Source organism: Fictibacillus sp. NRS-1165 (assembly GCF_050468105.1).
In the GTDB taxonomy this organism is placed as follows: Bacteria; Bacillota; Bacilli; order Bacillales; family Fictibacillaceae; genus Fictibacillus_C; species Fictibacillus_C terrinigri.
This window is the reverse complement of record NZ_JBDPNU010000010.1, coordinates 42035-59198: the sequence shown is the minus strand read 5'-3', so window position 1 is coordinate 59198 and position 17164 is coordinate 42035. Positions and strand designations below refer to the sequence as shown.

Genomic DNA, 17164 nt, shown 5'->3' with positions numbered 1-17164 from the left:
TTTTGTTTGGTTTTCAAAGAGCATTTTGTTTGTGCCGCTCGTTTTGGCGACTTTCATACTATACCATTTTTGCAACCATCATGTCAACAATTATTTTTGTTGTTTTTTCGTTGCCCATCACCGTTTCGTGGCGACAAGAAATAATATACCATGTATTGATTTCGAGTGTCAACACTTTATTTTTTAAAAAAAGAGTTCAATGGAATAAACCTTAAGTATGGCTTTGTTTCCTTCTGCAGAACCGGGTGCATTCTGCAGGCGCAGCAAGCCTGGAAAACAGTTTAAAAAGAACCTGATACCTTTCTTCCATCACCTTTATCACCAACTTATCCAGCCTGTTATCCTGCAGATCGAATAAGAGGTCTTCCATTTCTTTTTTCAACAGATACTCGAATTCCTTTGCTTCCGTAAGATTCAGCATTAAGCCTATCATTCGACTCATTCGACCACCATAGCTTTCCTTTATTTTTTGTTCTAAGCTATCGTTCCCGCTCCCTTATTCTTCTATGTATATAAAAAGCCCTTCCCTGTCTGTGGTCTATCTCGTCCTCTCTCGACATATATATTTTTTAGACAGCTCTGGCTCAGGAGACAGAAAAAAGGTTCGGCTTAGTATACAGATTAGGGGGGACGGTATGAAGTTTTTCATGATCGTAAACGGTAAAAAAGTGAAGCAGTATATGGTCGTTGTGTTTGCTGCTTTCTTTGCCGCTTCACTTGCATTTATGGGACAAGAGCAATTATCTGTGTTTTCATCCAAGAATGGGCCCCGGGCCATTTATAAAGGTGAGGAGAAGGGCAACAAAGTCGCGCTGACGTTTGATATCAGCTGGGGAGACAAAAGAGCTCTTCCTATCCTGGACGTCCTGAAGAAACAAGAAATCAAAAATTGCACCTTCTTTGTTTCTGCCGCGTGGGCGGAAAGACATCCTGAAATAATGGAACGGATCGTAAAAGACGGCCATGAGGTCGCCAGTCTCGGCTATCAATACAAGAACTACACCGATTGGAAAGATCCGCAAATTCGAAGAGACATCTTAATCGCACAGGAAAAAATAAAAAAAGTGTCGGGTAAAACAACGTCTCTGCTGCGTCCGCCCAACGGAAATTTTGATAAACGCGTACTTGAGATTTCGGAAAGGACACACCATTCCGTCGTACATTGGAGCATCGATACGAAAGACTGGAAAAATCCCGGAGTCGATGAAATCGTTCAAAATGCAACGGATCATGTAAAGCCGGGTGATATTCTTCTCCTTCATGCGTCTGATTCCGTGAAACAGACACATAAAGCCCTTCCAGAAATCATCAGTAAATTAAAATCAGAAGGCTTTTCCTTTGTGAGCGTCGGTGAAATGATAGCCAACACTCAGGCTCACAGCCAGGAGGTCCATTGAAATCATAAAAAAACTTCCGCCATAGCGGAAGCTGAATTTAATATCTGTAATCCAAGGCTTCCGACTTTTTAAGCGGAAGTTTTTGATTTTGCTCCTGCATTCTCACTAATAAGACGGTGCAGCATCAGAATCTGATAAATATTGCAGGCACCGAGCGCGGCGAACGCCATCCACATGGCACTCGGGGCATTTGTTTTTAAAACGGGGACCCATTCCATCGTCGTGACGACAACGATAAAGAAGAGTGTGGGGACAAAGGCTCCCTTATTCGTTTGCTTTTGTTTAATATAAGCCACAGCCAGTCCAAGAACCAGCAATCCGATCGGGATCATGCTGTAGGATACAAGACTTTGTCCCGCTTTATGAAAGGCGGTATACCGCAAATAAAACAAGTCAAAAAGTACAACGATAATAAGGACGATCTGTACACCATTCCAGAGGGACTGTGATTTAAATATCCCTAAACCGAACCGGTGAACCGTTAAATAAGCAAAAAAGCCCATCTGGCTGAACACGCTGAACAATGCGCCAAAGCCAACAAGACCGAGTATATAAATGAAAAATTCTTTCACACCCCCGCTTTGCGGAAATTGTGAGATCAAACCCGCCACAATCGCACAGCCAATTCCTAAGAGCAACGTGGTTAAAAATAAAAAGACCCAGTTTCTTGACTTCACGTGATTGCCTCCAATCCGAATGTAACCGTTATCGATTGTACCAATCCTCCCCAAAAAAAGCCATACTGTTTTCCTATATTTGTTCTGCATAAATCTTCATAAATCACCCACCCTAAAGGTAAGACCTAATAGAAAGGAGAAGGAGCAGACGTGAAAAAAGCGTGGATCCCCTGTCTCTTCTGTTTTCTTCTTTTTGCCCTAAGCGCCTGTGCGCAAAATGAAGCACAAGGAAGCAATAACCAGAACATCGATTATGATGCAACAAAAAAGATGCTCGTGGATATATTAAAAACAGATGACGGCAAAAAGGCCATTAAAGATGTGCTATCTGATGAAAAAATGAAAGAGCAGCTATTGCTGGATCAAGCATTAATCAAACAGACAATAGAGAAAGAACTTTTATCTCCGAAAGGCGAACAATTTTGGAAGCAAGCCTTTAAGGACCCGAAATTTGCTTCAGCCTATGCAAAAAGCATGAAGCCAGAACATGAAAAATTAATGAAAGGCCTAATGAAAGACCCTGCCTATCAGCAACAGATCATGAACATTATGAAAGATCCCAAAATGGGTCAAGCATTATTGGACCTTGCGAATTCCCCTCAATATCGTAAAGAAGTAAAGAAAGTGATGTTGGAAACCTTCGACAGCCCGATTGTGCGTGCCCAAATATCACAAATGCTGCAAAAAGCAGCACATGATGAAATTGACCAGGCTGCATCCAAGAAAGGACAGCAAGGCGGCGGGCAGCAGCAGCAACAACAGCAGGGCGGCGGAGGCGGCGGAGGCGGCGGAGGCGGCGGCCAATAATCGAAAAAACCTCGTACTGGATGCAGTACGAGGTTTTCATTTATTTTACTTGGTCGATGACTTTTCGGGCAATATCTTCATACGCCCTTCCAAGGCGATGATCGGCAGCATAGACGCTAGGTGCAAAATCATCTTCGTTGATATCAGGCTGTCCGAGTGGAAGCTGGCCAAGCATTGGAATTCCAAGCTCTTCAGAAAGGCGCTCTCCGCCGCCCTTACCGAATACATATTCTTTTTCTCCGGTCAGCCGGCTCTCAAAAAAGGCCATGTTTTCGATAACACCGATGATTTCATGATCCGTTTTTAATGCCATTGTGCCTGCTCTTGCTGCAACGAACGCTGCTGTGGCATGCGGTGTCGTAACGATGATTTCTTTGCATTTCGGCAGCATCTTATGCACATCTAGCGCCACATCTCCAGTTCCCGGGGGCAGATCCAGCAAAACATAGTCAAGGTCCCCCCACTCGACTTCACTAAAGAAGTTCATCAGCATCTTCCCGAGCATGGGTCCACGCCAGATCACCGGGGCATTGTCTTCTACGAAGAACGCCATGGAAATAACTTTTACGCCAAAACGCTCAACCGGCTGAATCGTTTCGCCCACTACTTTTGGACGTTCTGTAATCCCCATCATATCCGGAACACTGAATCCGTAGATATCCGCATCGATCAGACCTACCTTTTTGCCGAGACGGGCCAGGGCAACAGCCAGGTTGACTGATACTGTTGATTTTCCTACACCGCCTTTACCCGAGGCGATCGCGATAAATTCTGTTTTGCTTTCCGGAGCGAGCAGCGCAGGCGCCGCATTCTGGCTTCCCTGAGCAGATTTGCGCTGTTCGAAGCGGAGGCCAACTGACTCAAACCCTGCTCCTTTTAGAACATTAACAATCTCCTGCTGAAGCATCATCTGTTCAGGAGTGCCTGTTTGAGGCAGAGCCACCTTTAAGCTTACATAACGTTCCTTTACTTTTATTTCTTGTATGGCCCCTGATTCTGTCAGGCTTTTATGTAGAAAAGGGTCTTGAATATGAGATAAAAGTTCAATTACTTTCTCTTCTGTCATGGTAAGACACTTCCTTCGGCATATATTCGATTTCATTTTCATATTCAGTATAGCATAAAAGGCTTTTTTCGTAGAATCAGATGCAAAAAGGTGTAAGCCAGAGGCTCACACCTTAATCAGGTACTTTTTCTTTTGTATAGTAGCGTAAGATGCCTTGGTAAATGGACGCCGACACTTTCTGCTGATAAGACTTTGTTTTCAGCAGATCCCGCTCACTCGGGTTGGATAAAAAGCCCACCTCAACCAGGGTGGCCGGCAGTTTGCTCGTCCGCATTAAATAGATCCCATCAATGGACTTGGCAATACGGTTTGTGTTCTGAAGGTTGCGCTTCAACTCGTTCTGAATAAATTTTGACGCTGCTTCCCCACCTTTATCAGCGGGATTGAAAAATACTTGTGCTCCCCTCCATCTTGAGGAAGGCAACGCATTTAAATGGATACTTACATATAAATCCCCGTTGGAGCTATTGATAATTTCTTTGCGTTTTTTTAGATCATCCCATTTTCGGGCTCGGATTCGCCCAGAGTCTCTGCCGCTTAAATCCTTATCTCTTTCTCTCGTCATAATCACAAGAGCCCCGCATTCCTGCAAATAATCCCTCAGTTTAAGCGATATATCCAATGAGATGTCCTTTTCGAGCACACCATCGCTTCCAACTGCCCCGCCATCCATTCCGCCGTGTCCCGGATCAAGCACAATGACTTTCCCTGATAACGGAAGGCTCCATGGTTTCCATGACCGGTTTTCGGAAAACTGAAACGTTAAGATAAATAACAGAAGGGTAAAACCTAAGGTAAAGGTAACTTGCTTCACCCGTCTCTTCATTTTTGCCCCCTAATCAACAGACTTATATGTCTATATATATGGGACAAGATGATGAATATAACTTAATGCAGCTTCATTCTGTATCTTTTCTCTCCGTTCCAATATCCTTCCATCCACCAATGCTGGATATACACTTCACAGCACATGTACAAAGACTCCATCATCTGTTCTGTTCCCCAGCACCAGAACTGCCAATATTCGAACAGGCTGTCCGTCAGTTCTTTTTCTCCCTGCTGGCTGCGTTTCTTAATGCCCTCAAGCGATTCCCCGTGATACGCAAACCGGCTGTACGCCGCTCCAAGCAAGTAGGCATCAATCGCCAGATCGATGCAGGCGTCTTCAATGTCCTGCTGATACAGTAAAGAATATTGAAAGAACGGCTGGTAAAGGCTTTGAAATTCCTTCTTGATCTTTCCCAGAGAAAGATCCCGCAGCACTTTTCTTTCATATTCCGCTTTTTTCGTACGCTGCTTCTCCCTAAATGTTGTAATCACAATCGCCATCGTTTATCCTCTTCCCGCGCAGATGCGCCAATCACTATATCTATTTAGAATTGGGTTCACCCTTACCTACATCTTTTGCAAAAAAGGGAAGCATCATCCTGCGTAAATGATGGGAAAAAAAGCTGAAAAGTTGATTTCGAAGCAAACTAATTTTTTTACTCACCGTTTTGTTACTGTTACTCACGGTTTGACCAAGGTTACTCACGGTTTTGCACAACTTACTCACGGATATTTGTTTCTTACTCACCGTTTTAGTTAGTTTACCCACAGAACCGATCGTTTCCTTGCCTAACCGCTGAAAAGAAATTAAACGACCGTTTAAACCGGAACAACAAAAAAGACCCCCAACCAAAATGGTTGAGAGCCTTTGAAACGTTGAGAATTAACGTTTTGAGAACTGTGGTGCACGACGAGCGCCTTTAAGACCGTATTTCTTACGTTCTTTCATACGAGCGTCACGAGTCAAGAATCCAGCAGCTTTAAGGTTGCCGCGGAACTCAGGATCAGCTTGTAGAAGAGCGCGAGAGATACCATGACGGATCGCTCCTGCTTGTCCTGTATATCCTCCACCCTGAACAGTTACAAGAACATCGTAGTTGCCTTCTGTAGCTGTTTCGTTAAGGGGCTGTCTTACGATAAGTTTTAATGTTTCTAAACCGAAATATTCGTCAATGCTGCGACCGTTGATTACGATACGGCCATCACCAGGAACTAAACGTACGCGAGCAACGGAGTGCTTACGACGCCCAGTACCGTAATATTGTACTTGTGCCACGTGAATACCTCCCTTTTATTATCCGCGTAATTCGTATTTTTCTGGCTTTTGTGCTTGATGTTGGTGCTCAGCTCCCGCATATACGTGAAGCTTTTTGATCATTTGACGGCCAAGGCTGTTCTTAGGAAGCATACCTTTGATCGCCAGTTCAAGCATTTGCTCAGGACGAGTTGTACGCATTTCTAATGCAGTTCTTGTACGAAGTCCACCTGGGTGTCCAGTGTGACGGTAGTAAATCTTGTCACTTAACTTTTTACCTGTAAGGTGAATTTTCTCAGCGTTGATAAGGATAACGTGATCCCCAGTGTCAACGTGTGGTGTGAAAGTTGGCTTGTGTTTCCCGCGAAGGATTGAAGCAACTTCACTTGCTAGGCGACCTAATGTCTTGCCTTCAGCGTCGATCAATAACCATTTACGTTCTACTTCAGAAGCTTTCGCCATGAATGTCGTACGCATGAATTTTCCCTCCTGTATCTTCATTCGCTAAATCGCTCAATTTTTTATGAATGCTGTCCAAACTCACAGTAAATTACGGTTCGCTGAACATTTTTGAATTACTAAACATTTCACCGAATTATCTTCCGGGGCAGGGAGATAATCTTAGAAATACCAAAGAATATCTTATAACATATAAACAACGATGTCAAGTGTGTCGCGAAATTTATCAGGTGATTTTTTTAGAGCATTAATAGGTCACTTGATAAAAGTACAATCCGTGTGGCGGAGCGGTTTTTCCGGCAGCGCTCCTGTCCTTTTTCTTCAGCATCTCTCCGATTTCCTGCGGCTTGATCCGGCCCTGTCCGACATCGAGAAGTGTACCGATCATGATCCGGACCATATTATACAGAAACCCGCTCCCACTCACTTTAAAAAGAATCTCGTCATTCGACGTTTCCATCTGAAAGCTGTAGATGGTGCGTATCTTGTCCTCAACAGCGGAACGCGCAGAGGAAAACGATGTGAAGTCATGAGTACCCAAAAACATCCTCATCCCGTCTTCTAAAGCCCCATGGTCCAAAGAATAAGGAAAATGATAGGCATAGTTCCGGCGGAAAACATCAGGCTGCGGGCAGGTCAAAAGCCGGTAATGATACTCCTTTTTCTTGGCACTGAATCGTGCATGAAAATCGGGAGCAGCCGCTTCAACTTCGGTGATGCGGATATCACCTGGCAGCAGCGCATTCAATGCTTTCTCCCAGCGGTCAGGAGCAATGGCCAGCGAGCTGTCAAAGTGGAACACCTGTCCAATCGCATGGACTCCTGCATCTGTCCTGCCAGAAGCGGAGATACGGAGTTCTCCGCCTTTATGCATTTTAGCAAGGCTTCGTTCTATCTCACTTTGTACCGTTCGTCCTTCCGGCTGCACCTGATAGCCTGCAAACAAGGTGCCATCATAACTTACGGTTGCTTTCCAGCGCTGCATAGATCAAACTCCCTTAAGATTAATGGGTTCGGAATACAAAAAGTACAGCGGCTAATGCGAGCAGGATGAGCAGAGCGGCTGTATCCCTTAATTTCCATTCCAGAATGCGGAGCCTCGTCCTGCCTTCTCCTCCCCGGTAGCCGCGTGCTTCCATAGCGAGAGCCAAGTCCTCCGCACGTTTAAAGGATGAGATGAACAAAGGAACCAGCAGCGGAACAAACGCTTTGACCCGCTCTTTTACAGGACCGGCTGTAAACTCTGCACCACGGGCCATTTGCGCCTTCATGATTTTCTCAGTTTCCTGCAGAAGTGTAGGAATGAAGCGAAGAGAAATAGACATCATGAGAGCAAACTCATGGACAGGCAGCTTGATTTTTTTAAAAGGTGCCAGCAAGTATTCAAGGCCGTCTGTTATATCGATCGGCGTAGTCGTAAGTGTCAGCAATGAAGTGATGACCACGAGATAAACGAGACGAAGAGATATAAATACCCCTTGCTTCAACCCGCCTTCGTAAATCTTCAGCCAACCCAGACCGTAGATAACCTCACCTTGTTTGGTCATCAGGATATGAAGGATGAATGTAAAAATGACAATAAGAAAAATGGGTTTAAGCCCTTTATAGATATAACGGAGCGACACTTGAGATGAAAGCACAGAGGCGACTGCAAAAATGCCGAGAAGGGCATAGGTCAGCCAGTTGTTAGCCAGAAAGACAATAATGATATATAAAAAGATGCTCAACAGCTTAGCACGCGGGTCCATCTTGTGAATGACGGAACGGCCTGGGATATACTGGCCGATGATTACGTTATCTAGCATGATGGCCCTCCTTTTCTGAAGTCAGCTGCGATCGCTTTCGCTGTTTCTTCAATCGTAAAAGAGGAGAGTTTCACCGATTGTTTCGTCAGTTCCTGCCATTTGAGCAAAAACTGCACGGTTTCCGGTACGTCCAGGCCAACCGCCTGGAGCTCATCCCGTTTTTCAAAGATTTGCGATGGCGTGCCTTCAAGATAGGTTGCACCTTTATCCATCACGACGATCCGGTCGGCATAATATGCAGCATCCTCCATGGAATGGGTAACAAGGATGGTCGTCATGTTCCGCTGATCATGAAGGGCACGGAACAAATCCATAATTTCTTTACGGCCCTTTGGATCAAGACCCGCTGTTGGTTCGTCCAGGATCAGTACATCGGGCTGCATCGCCAGAACACCCGCGATTGCAACCCGCCGCATCTGTCCGCCGCTAAGGTCAAACGGTGACTTTTGCAGTACTTCATCCGGAAGCCCGACCAGCTTAACCATCTCCCGAGCCGTTTTTCTTGCTGCTTCTTCACTCTCTCCAAAATTCATCGGACCGAACATGACATCCTTCTCAACCGTTTCATCAAATAACTGATGCTCCGGATATTGAAAAACGATGCCTACCCTTTTGCGAAGTGCCTTAAGCTGTTTCTTTTTCTCATTGGCGGCTATCGTTAGATCTCCTACCTGTATCGTCCCTTCAGAAGGCTTCAGCAAGCCATTGAGGTGCTGGATAAGCGTCGACTTCCCAGAGCCCGTATGGCCGATGACAGCGAGGAAACAGCCCGATGGTACTGATAGATTAACATCCTTCAGAGCAAGCCGCTCAAAAGGCGTCCCGGGCTTGTAGCGATGGGTCAGGTTGTTGATTTTAATGTCCATAATGCACCCACCAGCTCTTCCTGTGTTAAATGTTGTTCTTTTATGTCTATACCGTTTTCTTTCAATGCCAATCCGAGTTTAAGGGAGAACGGCAGATCCAGGCCGGCATCCAGCAATAACGCCTCGTTCTGGAATACTTCCCTTGGACTGCCCGTCGTGAGGATGGAGCCTTGCTTCATGACGATGACCCGGTCTGCGCGGACCGCCTCTTCCAGATCATGCGTGATGGAGATAACGGTAATCCCCTCTTCCTCGTTCAGCTGTTTCACTGTGTCGATTACTTCTTTCCTGCCCATTGGGTCCAGCATGGATGTCGCTTCATCCAAGATGATGATGGACGGCCTTTGGGCAATGATGCCGGCAATGGCGACACGCTGCTTTTGCCCGCCTGAAAGATGGTGAGGCTCACTCTCAATAAATTCCTGCATCTTAACTCGCTGTATGCTTTGCTCAATTCGAGAAATCATCTCCGCACGGGGTACACCGAAGTTTTCCAATCCGAATGCCACATCGTCTCTGACGCTCGTCCCGACGAACTGGTTGTCCGGATTTTGAAAAACGATGCCTACCCGTCTTCTGATTTCCCATAGTTCTTGTTCATTCGTTGTCGTGTAATCCTCTACCTTGATCTCTCCTGAAGAAGGCAGAAGCAGCCCATTGAGCAATTTAGCCAGTGTAGACTTTCCGGACCCGTTATGGCCGACGATCGCCAGCCATTCTCCTTGGTACACCGAGAGGCTTAAATCCGCCAGCGTGGTTTTCTCCTCACTCGGGTACTGGAAGGAAACATTATTGACCGATATCAGTTCCTTCACGCTATTCTCCCCCTCAGCTCTGGTGCCTGACACCATTTCGAGATGCATCTTTACGTGTCAGACACTGATTCAAGATGCTTTCTTTTTTATTTGCTTGCCCCCTCCAAAAGAGGACAAATAAAAAAAGGGCAAGAAACGATCTTTACGACCCTGTCCCGCCCTTTATTCACTATTAAACTAATTCGATGATGACCATTGGTGCACCGTCACCACGGCGAGGACCGATTTTAGCGATACGAGTGTAACCACCATTACGCTCAGCATAACGAGGTCCAAGGTCACTAAATAGTTTTTGAAGTGCCTTTTGTCCTGATTCTTCGTTAGCTACTTCGTTTCGTACGAAACTTGCAGCTTGACGGCGTGCGTGAAGGTCTCCACGCTTACCAAGCGTGATCATCTTTTCAACAAATTTACGTACTTCTTTCGCACGTGCTTCTGTTGTTTCGATACGATCGTTGATAATTAAGTCAGTTGCTAAGTCACGCAGCATTGCGCGGCGAACAGCTGAAACACGACCCAACTTTTGGTATGCCATGTCTATTCCCTCCTTCTGTGCTTTTTGCAAACAGGGGCTGTTGCAAGAACAGTCACCTGTGAAAAAGCAAATTCTAGTCTGTCAGATTAATCGTCAGCACGTAAGGAAAGTCCGAGCTCGTCAAGTTTTTCTTGAACTTCTTCAAGAGACTTCTTACCGAGGTTGCGAACTTTCATCATGTCTTCTTCTGATTTATTAGCAAGTTCTTGAACTGTATTAATACCAGCGCGTTTTAGGCAGTTGTAAGAACGAACAGAAAGATCAAGTTCTTCGATAGTCATCTCAAGAACTTTTTCTTTTTGGTCTTCTTCTTTTTCAACCATAATTTCCGCTTTTTGCGCTTGATCGGTTAGTCCGACAAATATATTTAAATGTTCGGTAATGATCTTCGCTCCAAGAGAAACTGCCTCTTCAGGACGGATGCTTCCATCTGTCCAAATGTCAAATGTAAGCTTGTCATAGTTGGTCACTTGTCCAACGCGGGTATTTTCTACCTGGTAGTTTACACGTGAGATCGGTGTGTAAATTGAATCGACCGGAATGACTCCGATTGGATGATCATCACTCTTATTGCCTTCCGCTTGAACATAACCGCGGCCTCTCTTTGCATTCAGCTTCATTTGGAAATGAGCGCCTTCCGCAAGAGTAGCAATATGAAGGTCCGGATTCAAAATTTCCACATCACTGTCATGTGTAATGTCACCAGCTGTAACGACTCCCTCACCTTGTACATCTATTTCCAATGTTTTATCTTCATCAGAATAAATCTTCATTGCAAGCTTTTTCAAGTTAAGGATGATCGTAGTAACGTCTTCTACAACACCTTCAACTGTTGAGAATTCATGCAATACTCCATTAATCTGAATCGATGTAACAGCTGCACCAGGCAGTGAGGATAATAGGATACGACGTAAGGAGTTGCCCAGTGTAGTACCATATCCACGTTCAAGTGGTTCAACAACAAACTTTCCATATGTGGCATCGTCGCTGATTTCAACCGTTTCAATTCTTGGCTTTTCGATTTCGATCATTCAACTAAACCCTCCTTCAAACGTCGAACCTCGACCGGACATGTACCCAGCCGAAATTCCCCAGTGGCATTCCCGACTTAAACAACTAAATAGTGTTCTTCACCAAAACTAATAGTATACATACCCATTATAGACAGGCTATGCATACTTTATACCGCAGAGTGTAACTAAAGTTACACGCGGCGGCGTTTTGGAGGACGGCATCCGTTATGAGGAACAGGTGTAACATCGCGAATAGCTGTTACTTCTAAACCTACCGCTTGAAGGGCACGGATTGCAGCTTCACGGCCAGCACCAGGGCCTTTAACAGAAACCTCTAGTGTTTTCATGCCATTTTCCATCGCAGTTTTACCAGCAGTTTCAGCTGCCATTTGCGCTGCGAATGGAGTTGATTTACGAGAACCTTTGAATCCCAGGTGGCCAGATGTAGCCCAAGAGATTGCATTCCCGTGAGTATCAGTAATCGTAATAATCGTGTTGTTGAAAGTAGAACGGATATGCGCGATACCAGACTCGACATTCTTTTTGACACGACGTTTACGTGTATTAGTTTTACGTTGCTTAGCCATTAGAGTTTACCTCCTTTACCTCTTACTTTTTCTTATTCGCTACTGTACGACGAGGTCCTTTACGAGTACGAGAGTTGTTCTTCGTATTTTGACCACGAACTGGAAGACCGCGACGGTGGCGGATCCCACGGTAGCTGCCGATTTCAATTAGACGTTTAATGTTAAGAGACACTTCACGGCGAAGGTCACCTTCAACTTTAATTTTGTCGATTGCTTCACGAATTTTGTTTAATTCATCTTCTGTAAGATCACGAACACGAGTTTCTTCAGATACACCAGCTTCAGCAAGAACTTGTTGTGCTTTAGCTTTACCGATTCCAAAGATATATGTTAGTGAAATGACAATACGCTTATCGCGTGGAACGTCCACTCCTGCAATACGTGCCATAATGTAGCACCTCCTTGGATTAACCTTGTTTTTGCTTGTGTTTCGGGTTTTCGCAGATCACCATTACAGTACCTCTACGACGAATAACTTTACATTTTTCACAAATGGGTTTGACTGATGGTCTAACCTTCATCTTTTAAACCTCCTTATGTCACGGAGTACGATTTTTATTTAAAGCGATACGTTATACGACCACGTGATAAGTCATATGGAGACAATTCTACGGTTACTTTATCTCCTGGCAATATCCGAATATAGTGCATGCGGATCTTACCAGAAACGTGTGCCAGAATTTTATGTCCATTCTCAAGCTCCACACGGAACATGGCGTTTGGCAGTGGTTCGATTACCGTACCTTCTACCTCAATTACATCGTCTTTAGCCATCGATATGGTCTCCCTTCTTCAGAGCAATGACTTTCTCGTCGGAAAACTTCGCTACTGCGTACCGTAGTTTGCCATTAGTTACACGGCCTGTTTCAAGAATGCTTCTTGCAACTTCCGGAGAAATAAAATCAAGAAGTTCTAAGTGAATCAGGTTTTTACGTTTGGCGCGATCATATTTGCGTTTATCGCCGTCAGCGACAAGCACAAAACGATCATCCAGGATACTGACAATGACACCTAATTTCTCAGCGTCTCTTCCCTTTGTGATTCGAACCATCTGACCTATTTGCGGTGCCGATTCAGAATCGCTAACCATTATATCACCTTCACTTAGATCTTTGTTAAGATTTCGTATCCTTCCTCCGTAATAGCGATGGTATGTTCAAAGTGAGCACACCATTTGCCATCCGTTGTGACAACCGTCCAGTTATCGGATAATGTTCGAACGTAACGAGATCCAGCATTGATCATCGGCTCAACAGCCAATACCATTCCTTTTTTCAGGATCGGCCCTTTTCCAGGCGGTCCGTAGTGAGGAATCTGTGGATCTTCATGTAATTCCTGGCCGACTCCATGACCCACATATTCCCGTACAACAGAGAACCCTTCAGCTTCTGCAAATACTTGAATATCATGAGAAATGTCCGTTAGTCTGGCACCTGCCTTCGCTTTCTCCAATCCTTTGAAAAGAGATTGCTCAGTTACATCCAGAAGCCTTTGAGATTCCTCGGAAATCTCTCCGACTCCATACGTCCAGGCTGAGTCCCCGTGGTAGCCTTTGTATTTCGCCCCAATATCTATAGAGATAATGTCGCCATGGTTTAATACACGCTTTCCTGGGATCCCATGTACAAGCTCTTCATTCACGGAAGTACAGATGCTTCCCGTAAATCCATTATAATCCTTGAAAGAAGGGATTGCACCCTGGCTGCGAATAAACTTCTCAGCAATGTTATCCAGTTCTTTCGTTGTCACACCAGGTTTAATGTGTTTCTTTAACTCTTGGTGAGTTAGGGCAACGATTCTCCCTGCTTCCCGCATGATTTCTATCTCTCGCGGCGTTTTGGAGATAATCATTTTGCCAATCCTCCAATAAGTTTGTTGATGTCTGTGTAAACTTTATGGATTTCCTGATCACCGTCAATGTTCTTGAGGTAACCTTTTTCTTTGTAGAAATCAAGTAAAGGTTTGGATTGTTCCATGTTTACTTCTAAGCGGGTACGAACTGTTTCTTCATTATCGTCTTTGCGTTGAATCAATTCAGCGCCGTCCTTGTCACATCTTCCATCCACTTTTGGCGGATTGAAGATCACATGATAAGTGGCTCCGCAAACCGGGCATACCCGGCGTCCAGTCAGTCGCGCCATCAATTTTTCTGTATCAACAGAAATATTGAGAACATAATCAATCTGGCGGTCTAAATCCTGAAGAATTTCCTCAAGCGCTTCAGCCTGAGCCACAGTACGAGGAAAACCATCAAGCAGGAATCCTTTTTCACAGTCATCTTTGGCAAGACGTTCACGGACAATTCCGATCGTTACATCATCCGGAACCAAGTTGCCGGAATCCATATATGACTTTGCCTTCAGACCGAGAGGCGTACCCTCTTTAATTGCTGCTCGAAACATATCTCCAGTAGAAATATGAGGAATTCCGTACTGCTCAACAATTTGTTCTGCCTGCGTCCCTTTACCGGCACCAGGCAATCCCATTAATACAAGATACATCTAATCCCTCCATACGTCACTAATCTAGTCAATAGACTGAGGGCTGGGGAAGAAAAGGTTCTTCCCTTCCTCTATTTAATGAAGCCTTTGTAATGCCTTTTGATCAACTGGCTTTCAATCTGCTTCATCGTGTCTAATGCCACACCTACAACAATCAGTATGCTCGTTCCGCCGATCTGGATCGAAGGCGGAAGGTTAAGCCCTGGAATTGCTGTAAAGATTACCGGGAGAATAGCGATCAACGCAAGGAATAGAGATCCTACAAAAGTTAATCGATATAAAATTTTCGTAACATACGACTGAGTGTTAGCTCCTGGACGAATGCCAGGAATATAACCGCCCTGTTTCTTCAAGTTGTCTGCCATTTTTTCTGGATTGACTTGAATAAAAGTGTAGAAGTACGAAAATCCAATAATTAAAAGCGCATATATAATCATTCCGACTGGCTGGGTGTAGTCAAACGCATTGACAATCCATTTGGTTACACTGTTTTGCTCGAAAAAGCCGGCAATGGTACGCGGAGTAATAATCAAGGAAATCGCAAAGATAACCGGGATAACTCCTGCTGCATTGACTTTAATCGGCAAGTGTGTGGATTGACCCCCAACAGGCTTATTTCCGACGACTCGTTTTGCATACTGAATCGGGATTTTACGCAAACCTTGTTGAATAAAGATAACGCCGACAACAATTAAAATAATAGCGATCAGTAACAGAAGTACAGTTACAATATGCATAAACAGCTGATCGTTTGCGCCTTTGAATTGCGCTGCATATATCTGGTTAACTGCTGTAGGAATAGCTGCGACAATCCCCGCGAAAATGAGAACGGAAATCCCATTTCCAATTCCCTTAAGGGTAATCTGCTCACCTAGCCACATCAAAAAGGCAGTTCCTGCAGTCAATACTAACGCAATAAACAAATACGTCATGATTCCCGGATCTGAGATCAGTCCAGGGAATAGGTTGTTAAAACCTATTGACATCCCAACGGCTTGGATAAAGCCGAGGATAATCGTCCCGTACCTGGTGAACTGAGCCAGCTTGCGTCGGCCCACTTCCCCTTGTTTACTCCACTCTGTAAACTTAGGAACCACATCCATCTGAAGCAGCTGAACAATGATTGATGCTGTAATGTATGGCATGATACCCATTGCAAAGATGGAGAAGTTTTTTAATGCTCCACCACCGAACGTGTTCAAGAATCCAAAAATACTTGCGTTATTTTCAGTGCCAAACTGGAGAACTTCGCGATTTACACCCGGAACAGGAATAAATGTTCCGATCCTGAAAACGATCAGCATCAAGAGTGTAAATAAAATCTTGTTTCTCAGATCACCCACACGCATAATGTTGGAGATTGTCCGGAACATTAGATCACCTCAGTTTTTCCGCCGGCCGCTTCAATAGCTTCTTTAGCAGAAGCAGAGAATTTGTGGGCCTTAACTGTAAGCTTAACTCCTAACTTGCCATTTCCTAGAACTTTGATACCGCTATTTTCTTTGCTTACTACACCAGTTTCGATAAGAAGTTCCGGAGTTACCTCTGTACCTTCTTCAAAACGAGCAAGTTTTTCAAGATTAACAATTGAGTACTCTTTACGAGTTGGGTTAGTGAATCCACGTTTCGGCAAACGACGTGCTAATGGATTTTGTCCACCCTCAAATCCCGGACGAACTCCGCCACCAGAACGAGCTTTTTGACCTTTGTGACCACGTCCGCTGGTTTTACCATTTCCTGATCCGATACCACGTCCTACACGGTTGCGTGTTGAACGAGATCCTTCAGCTGGTTTCAACTCATGAAGTTTCATCTGAGCACCTCCTCATGATTTATTTAACGTTTTACGCGTCGATTTCATTAACAGTTACAAGGTGAGATACCTTGTTAACCATTCCACGGATAGCTTGGTTGTCTTCGTGAACAACCGTTTGATGCATTTTTCTAAGACCTAAAGTCTTAACAGTTACACGCTGATTCTCAGGACGACCGATAACACTGCGTGTGAGGGTGATTTCTAATTTCTTAGCCATCTATAATTCCCTCCTTAACCTAAAAGCTCTTCTACTGATTTGCCGCGAAGTTTCGCAACGTCCTCAGCACGTTTAAGATTTCTTAATCCTTCGATCGTAGCACGCACCATGTTAATAGGGTTGTTAGATCCAAGAGATTTAGAAAGAATGTCGCCAACACCAGCAAGTTCTAGTACCGCACGGACAGGTCCGCCCGCGATAACTCCAGTACCCTCAGAAGCAGGCTTAAGCAATACGCTTCCTGCGCCAAATCGTCCTGTAATTTGGTGAGGGATAGTTGTTCGAACAACTGGTACTGTAATAAGATTTTTCTTTGCATCTTCAATTGCTTTACGGATTGCATCTGGTACTTCTTGCGCTTTACCAGTACCAAATCCGACATGACCATTTTTGTCACCAACGACAACGACTGCAGCAAAGCGGAAACGACGTCCACCTTTTACAACCTTCGCTACACGGTTGACCGTTACGACACGTTCTTCAAGTTCAAGTTTATTTGGGTCGATACGCATCAGTTTCC

At 44.7% G+C, this 17164-nt stretch carries 26 protein-coding genes; 2 read left to right on the top strand and 24 right to left on the bottom strand.

Features of this window, described 5'->3' with window-relative positions; all coding sequences use genetic code 11:
* Positions 1-211: 211 nt before the first annotated feature.
* Entirely contained in the window at positions 212-442 is a 231-nt protein-coding gene (locus ABHN01_RS03620) for a hypothetical protein (RefSeq protein WP_429874403.1), read from the bottom strand.
* A gap of 193 nt (positions 443-635) precedes the next feature.
* Between ABHN01_RS03620 and pdaB the strand changes: the two genes are divergently transcribed.
* The gene (gene pdaB, locus ABHN01_RS03615) at positions 636-1397 is read left to right on the top strand and encodes a polysaccharide deacetylase family sporulation protein PdaB (RefSeq protein WP_290402251.1); all 762 of its coding nucleotides are present in this window, start codon (positions 636-638) and stop codon (positions 1395-1397) included.
* A 68-nt stretch (positions 1398-1465) separates the two neighbouring features.
* Here the strand turns inward: pdaB and ABHN01_RS03610 are convergent, their stop codons facing one another.
* Positions 1466-2074: a KinB-signaling pathway activation protein gene (locus tag ABHN01_RS03610; protein ID WP_429874402.1), complete on the bottom strand. Its 609-nt coding sequence runs from the start codon at positions 2072-2074 to the stop codon at positions 1466-1468.
* A 150-nt stretch (positions 2075-2224) separates the two neighbouring features.
* Between ABHN01_RS03610 and gerD the strand changes: the two genes are divergently transcribed.
* Positions 2225-2881 carry a spore germination lipoprotein GerD gene (gerD, locus tag ABHN01_RS03605; protein ID WP_429874401.1) on the top strand — a complete coding sequence of 219 codons (657 nt, stop codon included), beginning with the start codon at positions 2225-2227 and terminating at the stop codon, positions 2879-2881.
* 40 nt (positions 2882-2921) lie between these two features.
* On the opposite strand, the gene ABHN01_RS03600 is transcribed toward gerD, so the two are convergent.
* From ABHN01_RS03600 to rpsE, 22 genes are all read right to left on the bottom strand, one after another.
* Positions 2922-3947: a P-loop NTPase gene (locus ABHN01_RS03600; RefSeq protein ID WP_429874400.1), complete on the bottom strand. Its 1026-nt coding sequence runs from the start codon at positions 3945-3947 to the stop codon at positions 2922-2924.
* A 112-nt stretch (positions 3948-4059) separates the two neighbouring features.
* The gene (gene cwlD, locus ABHN01_RS03595) at positions 4060-4773 is read right to left on the bottom strand and encodes an N-acetylmuramoyl-L-alanine amidase CwlD (protein WP_429874399.1); all 714 of its coding nucleotides are present in this window, start codon (positions 4771-4773) and stop codon (positions 4060-4062) included.
* 62 nt (positions 4774-4835) lie between these two features.
* Positions 4836-5276: a DUF2521 family protein gene (locus ABHN01_RS03590; protein WP_290402256.1), complete on the bottom strand. Its 441-nt coding sequence runs from the start codon at positions 5274-5276 to the stop codon at positions 4836-4838.
* Between the two features lie 382 nt (positions 5277-5658).
* Positions 5659-6051, bottom strand: a complete 393-nt coding sequence (rpsI, locus tag ABHN01_RS03585) for a 30S ribosomal protein S9 (RefSeq protein ID WP_061975732.1) — start codon at positions 6049-6051, stop codon at positions 5659-5661.
* 18 nt (positions 6052-6069) lie between these two features.
* The gene (gene rplM, locus ABHN01_RS03580) at positions 6070-6507 is read right to left on the bottom strand and encodes a 50S ribosomal protein L13 (protein WP_290402257.1); all 438 of its coding nucleotides are present in this window, start codon (positions 6505-6507) and stop codon (positions 6070-6072) included.
* A gap of 229 nt (positions 6508-6736) precedes the next feature.
* Entirely contained in the window at positions 6737-7474 is a 738-nt protein-coding gene (truA, locus tag ABHN01_RS03575) for a tRNA pseudouridine(38-40) synthase TruA (protein ID WP_429874398.1), read from the bottom strand.
* Positions 7475-7493: 19 nt separating this feature from the next.
* The gene (locus ABHN01_RS03570; protein ID WP_429874397.1) at positions 7494-8294 is read right to left on the bottom strand and encodes an energy-coupling factor transporter transmembrane component T family protein; all 801 of its coding nucleotides are present in this window, start codon (positions 8292-8294) and stop codon (positions 7494-7496) included.
* Positions 8288-9160 carry an energy-coupling factor ABC transporter ATP-binding protein gene (locus ABHN01_RS03565; protein ID WP_290402260.1) on the bottom strand — a complete coding sequence of 291 codons (873 nt, stop codon included), beginning with the start codon at positions 9158-9160 and terminating at the stop codon, positions 8288-8290. Before ABHN01_RS03565 ends, ABHN01_RS03570 begins: the two co-directional genes overlap by 7 nt.
* Entirely contained in the window at positions 9136-10011 is an 876-nt protein-coding gene (locus ABHN01_RS03560) for an energy-coupling factor ABC transporter ATP-binding protein (protein WP_429874396.1), read from the bottom strand. The genes ABHN01_RS03565 and ABHN01_RS03560 overlap by 25 nt, the downstream gene beginning before the upstream one ends.
* Positions 10012-10147: 136 nt before the next feature.
* A complete protein-coding gene (gene rplQ / locus ABHN01_RS03555; RefSeq protein ID WP_061975721.1) occupies positions 10148-10510 on the bottom strand; it encodes a 50S ribosomal protein L17 in 363 nt (120 codons plus the stop codon).
* Between the two features lie 86 nt (positions 10511-10596).
* A complete protein-coding gene (locus ABHN01_RS03550; RefSeq protein WP_290402262.1) occupies positions 10597-11541 on the bottom strand; it encodes a DNA-directed RNA polymerase subunit alpha in 945 nt (314 codons plus the stop codon).
* Between the two features lie 173 nt (positions 11542-11714).
* A complete protein-coding gene (rpsK, locus tag ABHN01_RS03545; RefSeq protein WP_429874395.1) occupies positions 11715-12110 on the bottom strand; it encodes a 30S ribosomal protein S11 in 396 nt (131 codons plus the stop codon).
* A gap of 22 nt (positions 12111-12132) precedes the next feature.
* Complete coding sequence (gene rpsM, locus ABHN01_RS03540) at positions 12133-12498, bottom strand: 30S ribosomal protein S13 (RefSeq protein ID WP_053356176.1); 366 nt, start codon at positions 12496-12498, stop codon at positions 12133-12135.
* 19 nt (positions 12499-12517) lie between these two features.
* Positions 12518-12631 carry a 50S ribosomal protein L36 gene (gene rpmJ / locus ABHN01_RS03535; protein ID WP_007203526.1) on the bottom strand — a complete coding sequence of 38 codons (114 nt, stop codon included), beginning with the start codon at positions 12629-12631 and terminating at the stop codon, positions 12518-12520.
* A 34-nt stretch (positions 12632-12665) separates the two neighbouring features.
* On the bottom strand, positions 12666-12884 hold the full coding sequence (gene infA, locus ABHN01_RS03530; RefSeq protein WP_007203527.1) for a translation initiation factor IF-1: 219 nt from the start codon (positions 12882-12884) through the stop codon (positions 12666-12668).
* On the bottom strand, positions 12877-13200 hold the full coding sequence (locus ABHN01_RS03525) for a KOW motif-containing protein (protein WP_429874394.1): 324 nt from the start codon (positions 13198-13200) through the stop codon (positions 12877-12879). Before ABHN01_RS03525 ends, infA begins: the two co-directional genes overlap by 8 nt.
* A gap of 14 nt (positions 13201-13214) precedes the next feature.
* Positions 13215-13961, bottom strand: a complete 747-nt coding sequence (gene map / locus ABHN01_RS03520; RefSeq protein ID WP_429874393.1) for a type I methionyl aminopeptidase — start codon at positions 13959-13961, stop codon at positions 13215-13217.
* On the bottom strand, positions 13958-14611 hold the full coding sequence (locus ABHN01_RS03515; RefSeq protein WP_290402266.1) for an adenylate kinase: 654 nt from the start codon (positions 14609-14611) through the stop codon (positions 13958-13960). Before ABHN01_RS03515 ends, map begins: the two co-directional genes overlap by 4 nt.
* Positions 14612-14682: 71 nt before the next feature.
* Positions 14683-15984: a preprotein translocase subunit SecY gene (gene secY, locus ABHN01_RS03510; protein WP_429874392.1), complete on the bottom strand. Its 1302-nt coding sequence runs from the start codon at positions 15982-15984 to the stop codon at positions 14683-14685.
* Positions 15984-16424, bottom strand: coding sequence for a 50S ribosomal protein L15 (gene rplO / locus ABHN01_RS03505; RefSeq protein WP_053356181.1), 441 nt, complete (start codon positions 16422-16424; stop codon positions 15984-15986). The genes secY and rplO overlap by 1 nt, the downstream gene beginning before the upstream one ends.
* 31 nt (positions 16425-16455) lie before the next feature.
* Positions 16456-16644 (bottom strand): 50S ribosomal protein L30, encoded by a 189-nt coding sequence (rpmD, locus tag ABHN01_RS03500; protein WP_061975703.1) that lies wholly within the window; start codon positions 16642-16644, stop codon positions 16456-16458.
* A gap of 14 nt (positions 16645-16658) precedes the next feature.
* Positions 16659-17159, bottom strand: coding sequence for a 30S ribosomal protein S5 (gene rpsE, locus ABHN01_RS03495; protein WP_290402307.1), 501 nt, complete (start codon positions 17157-17159; stop codon positions 16659-16661).
* Between the last annotated feature and the right edge of the window lie 5 nt (positions 17160-17164).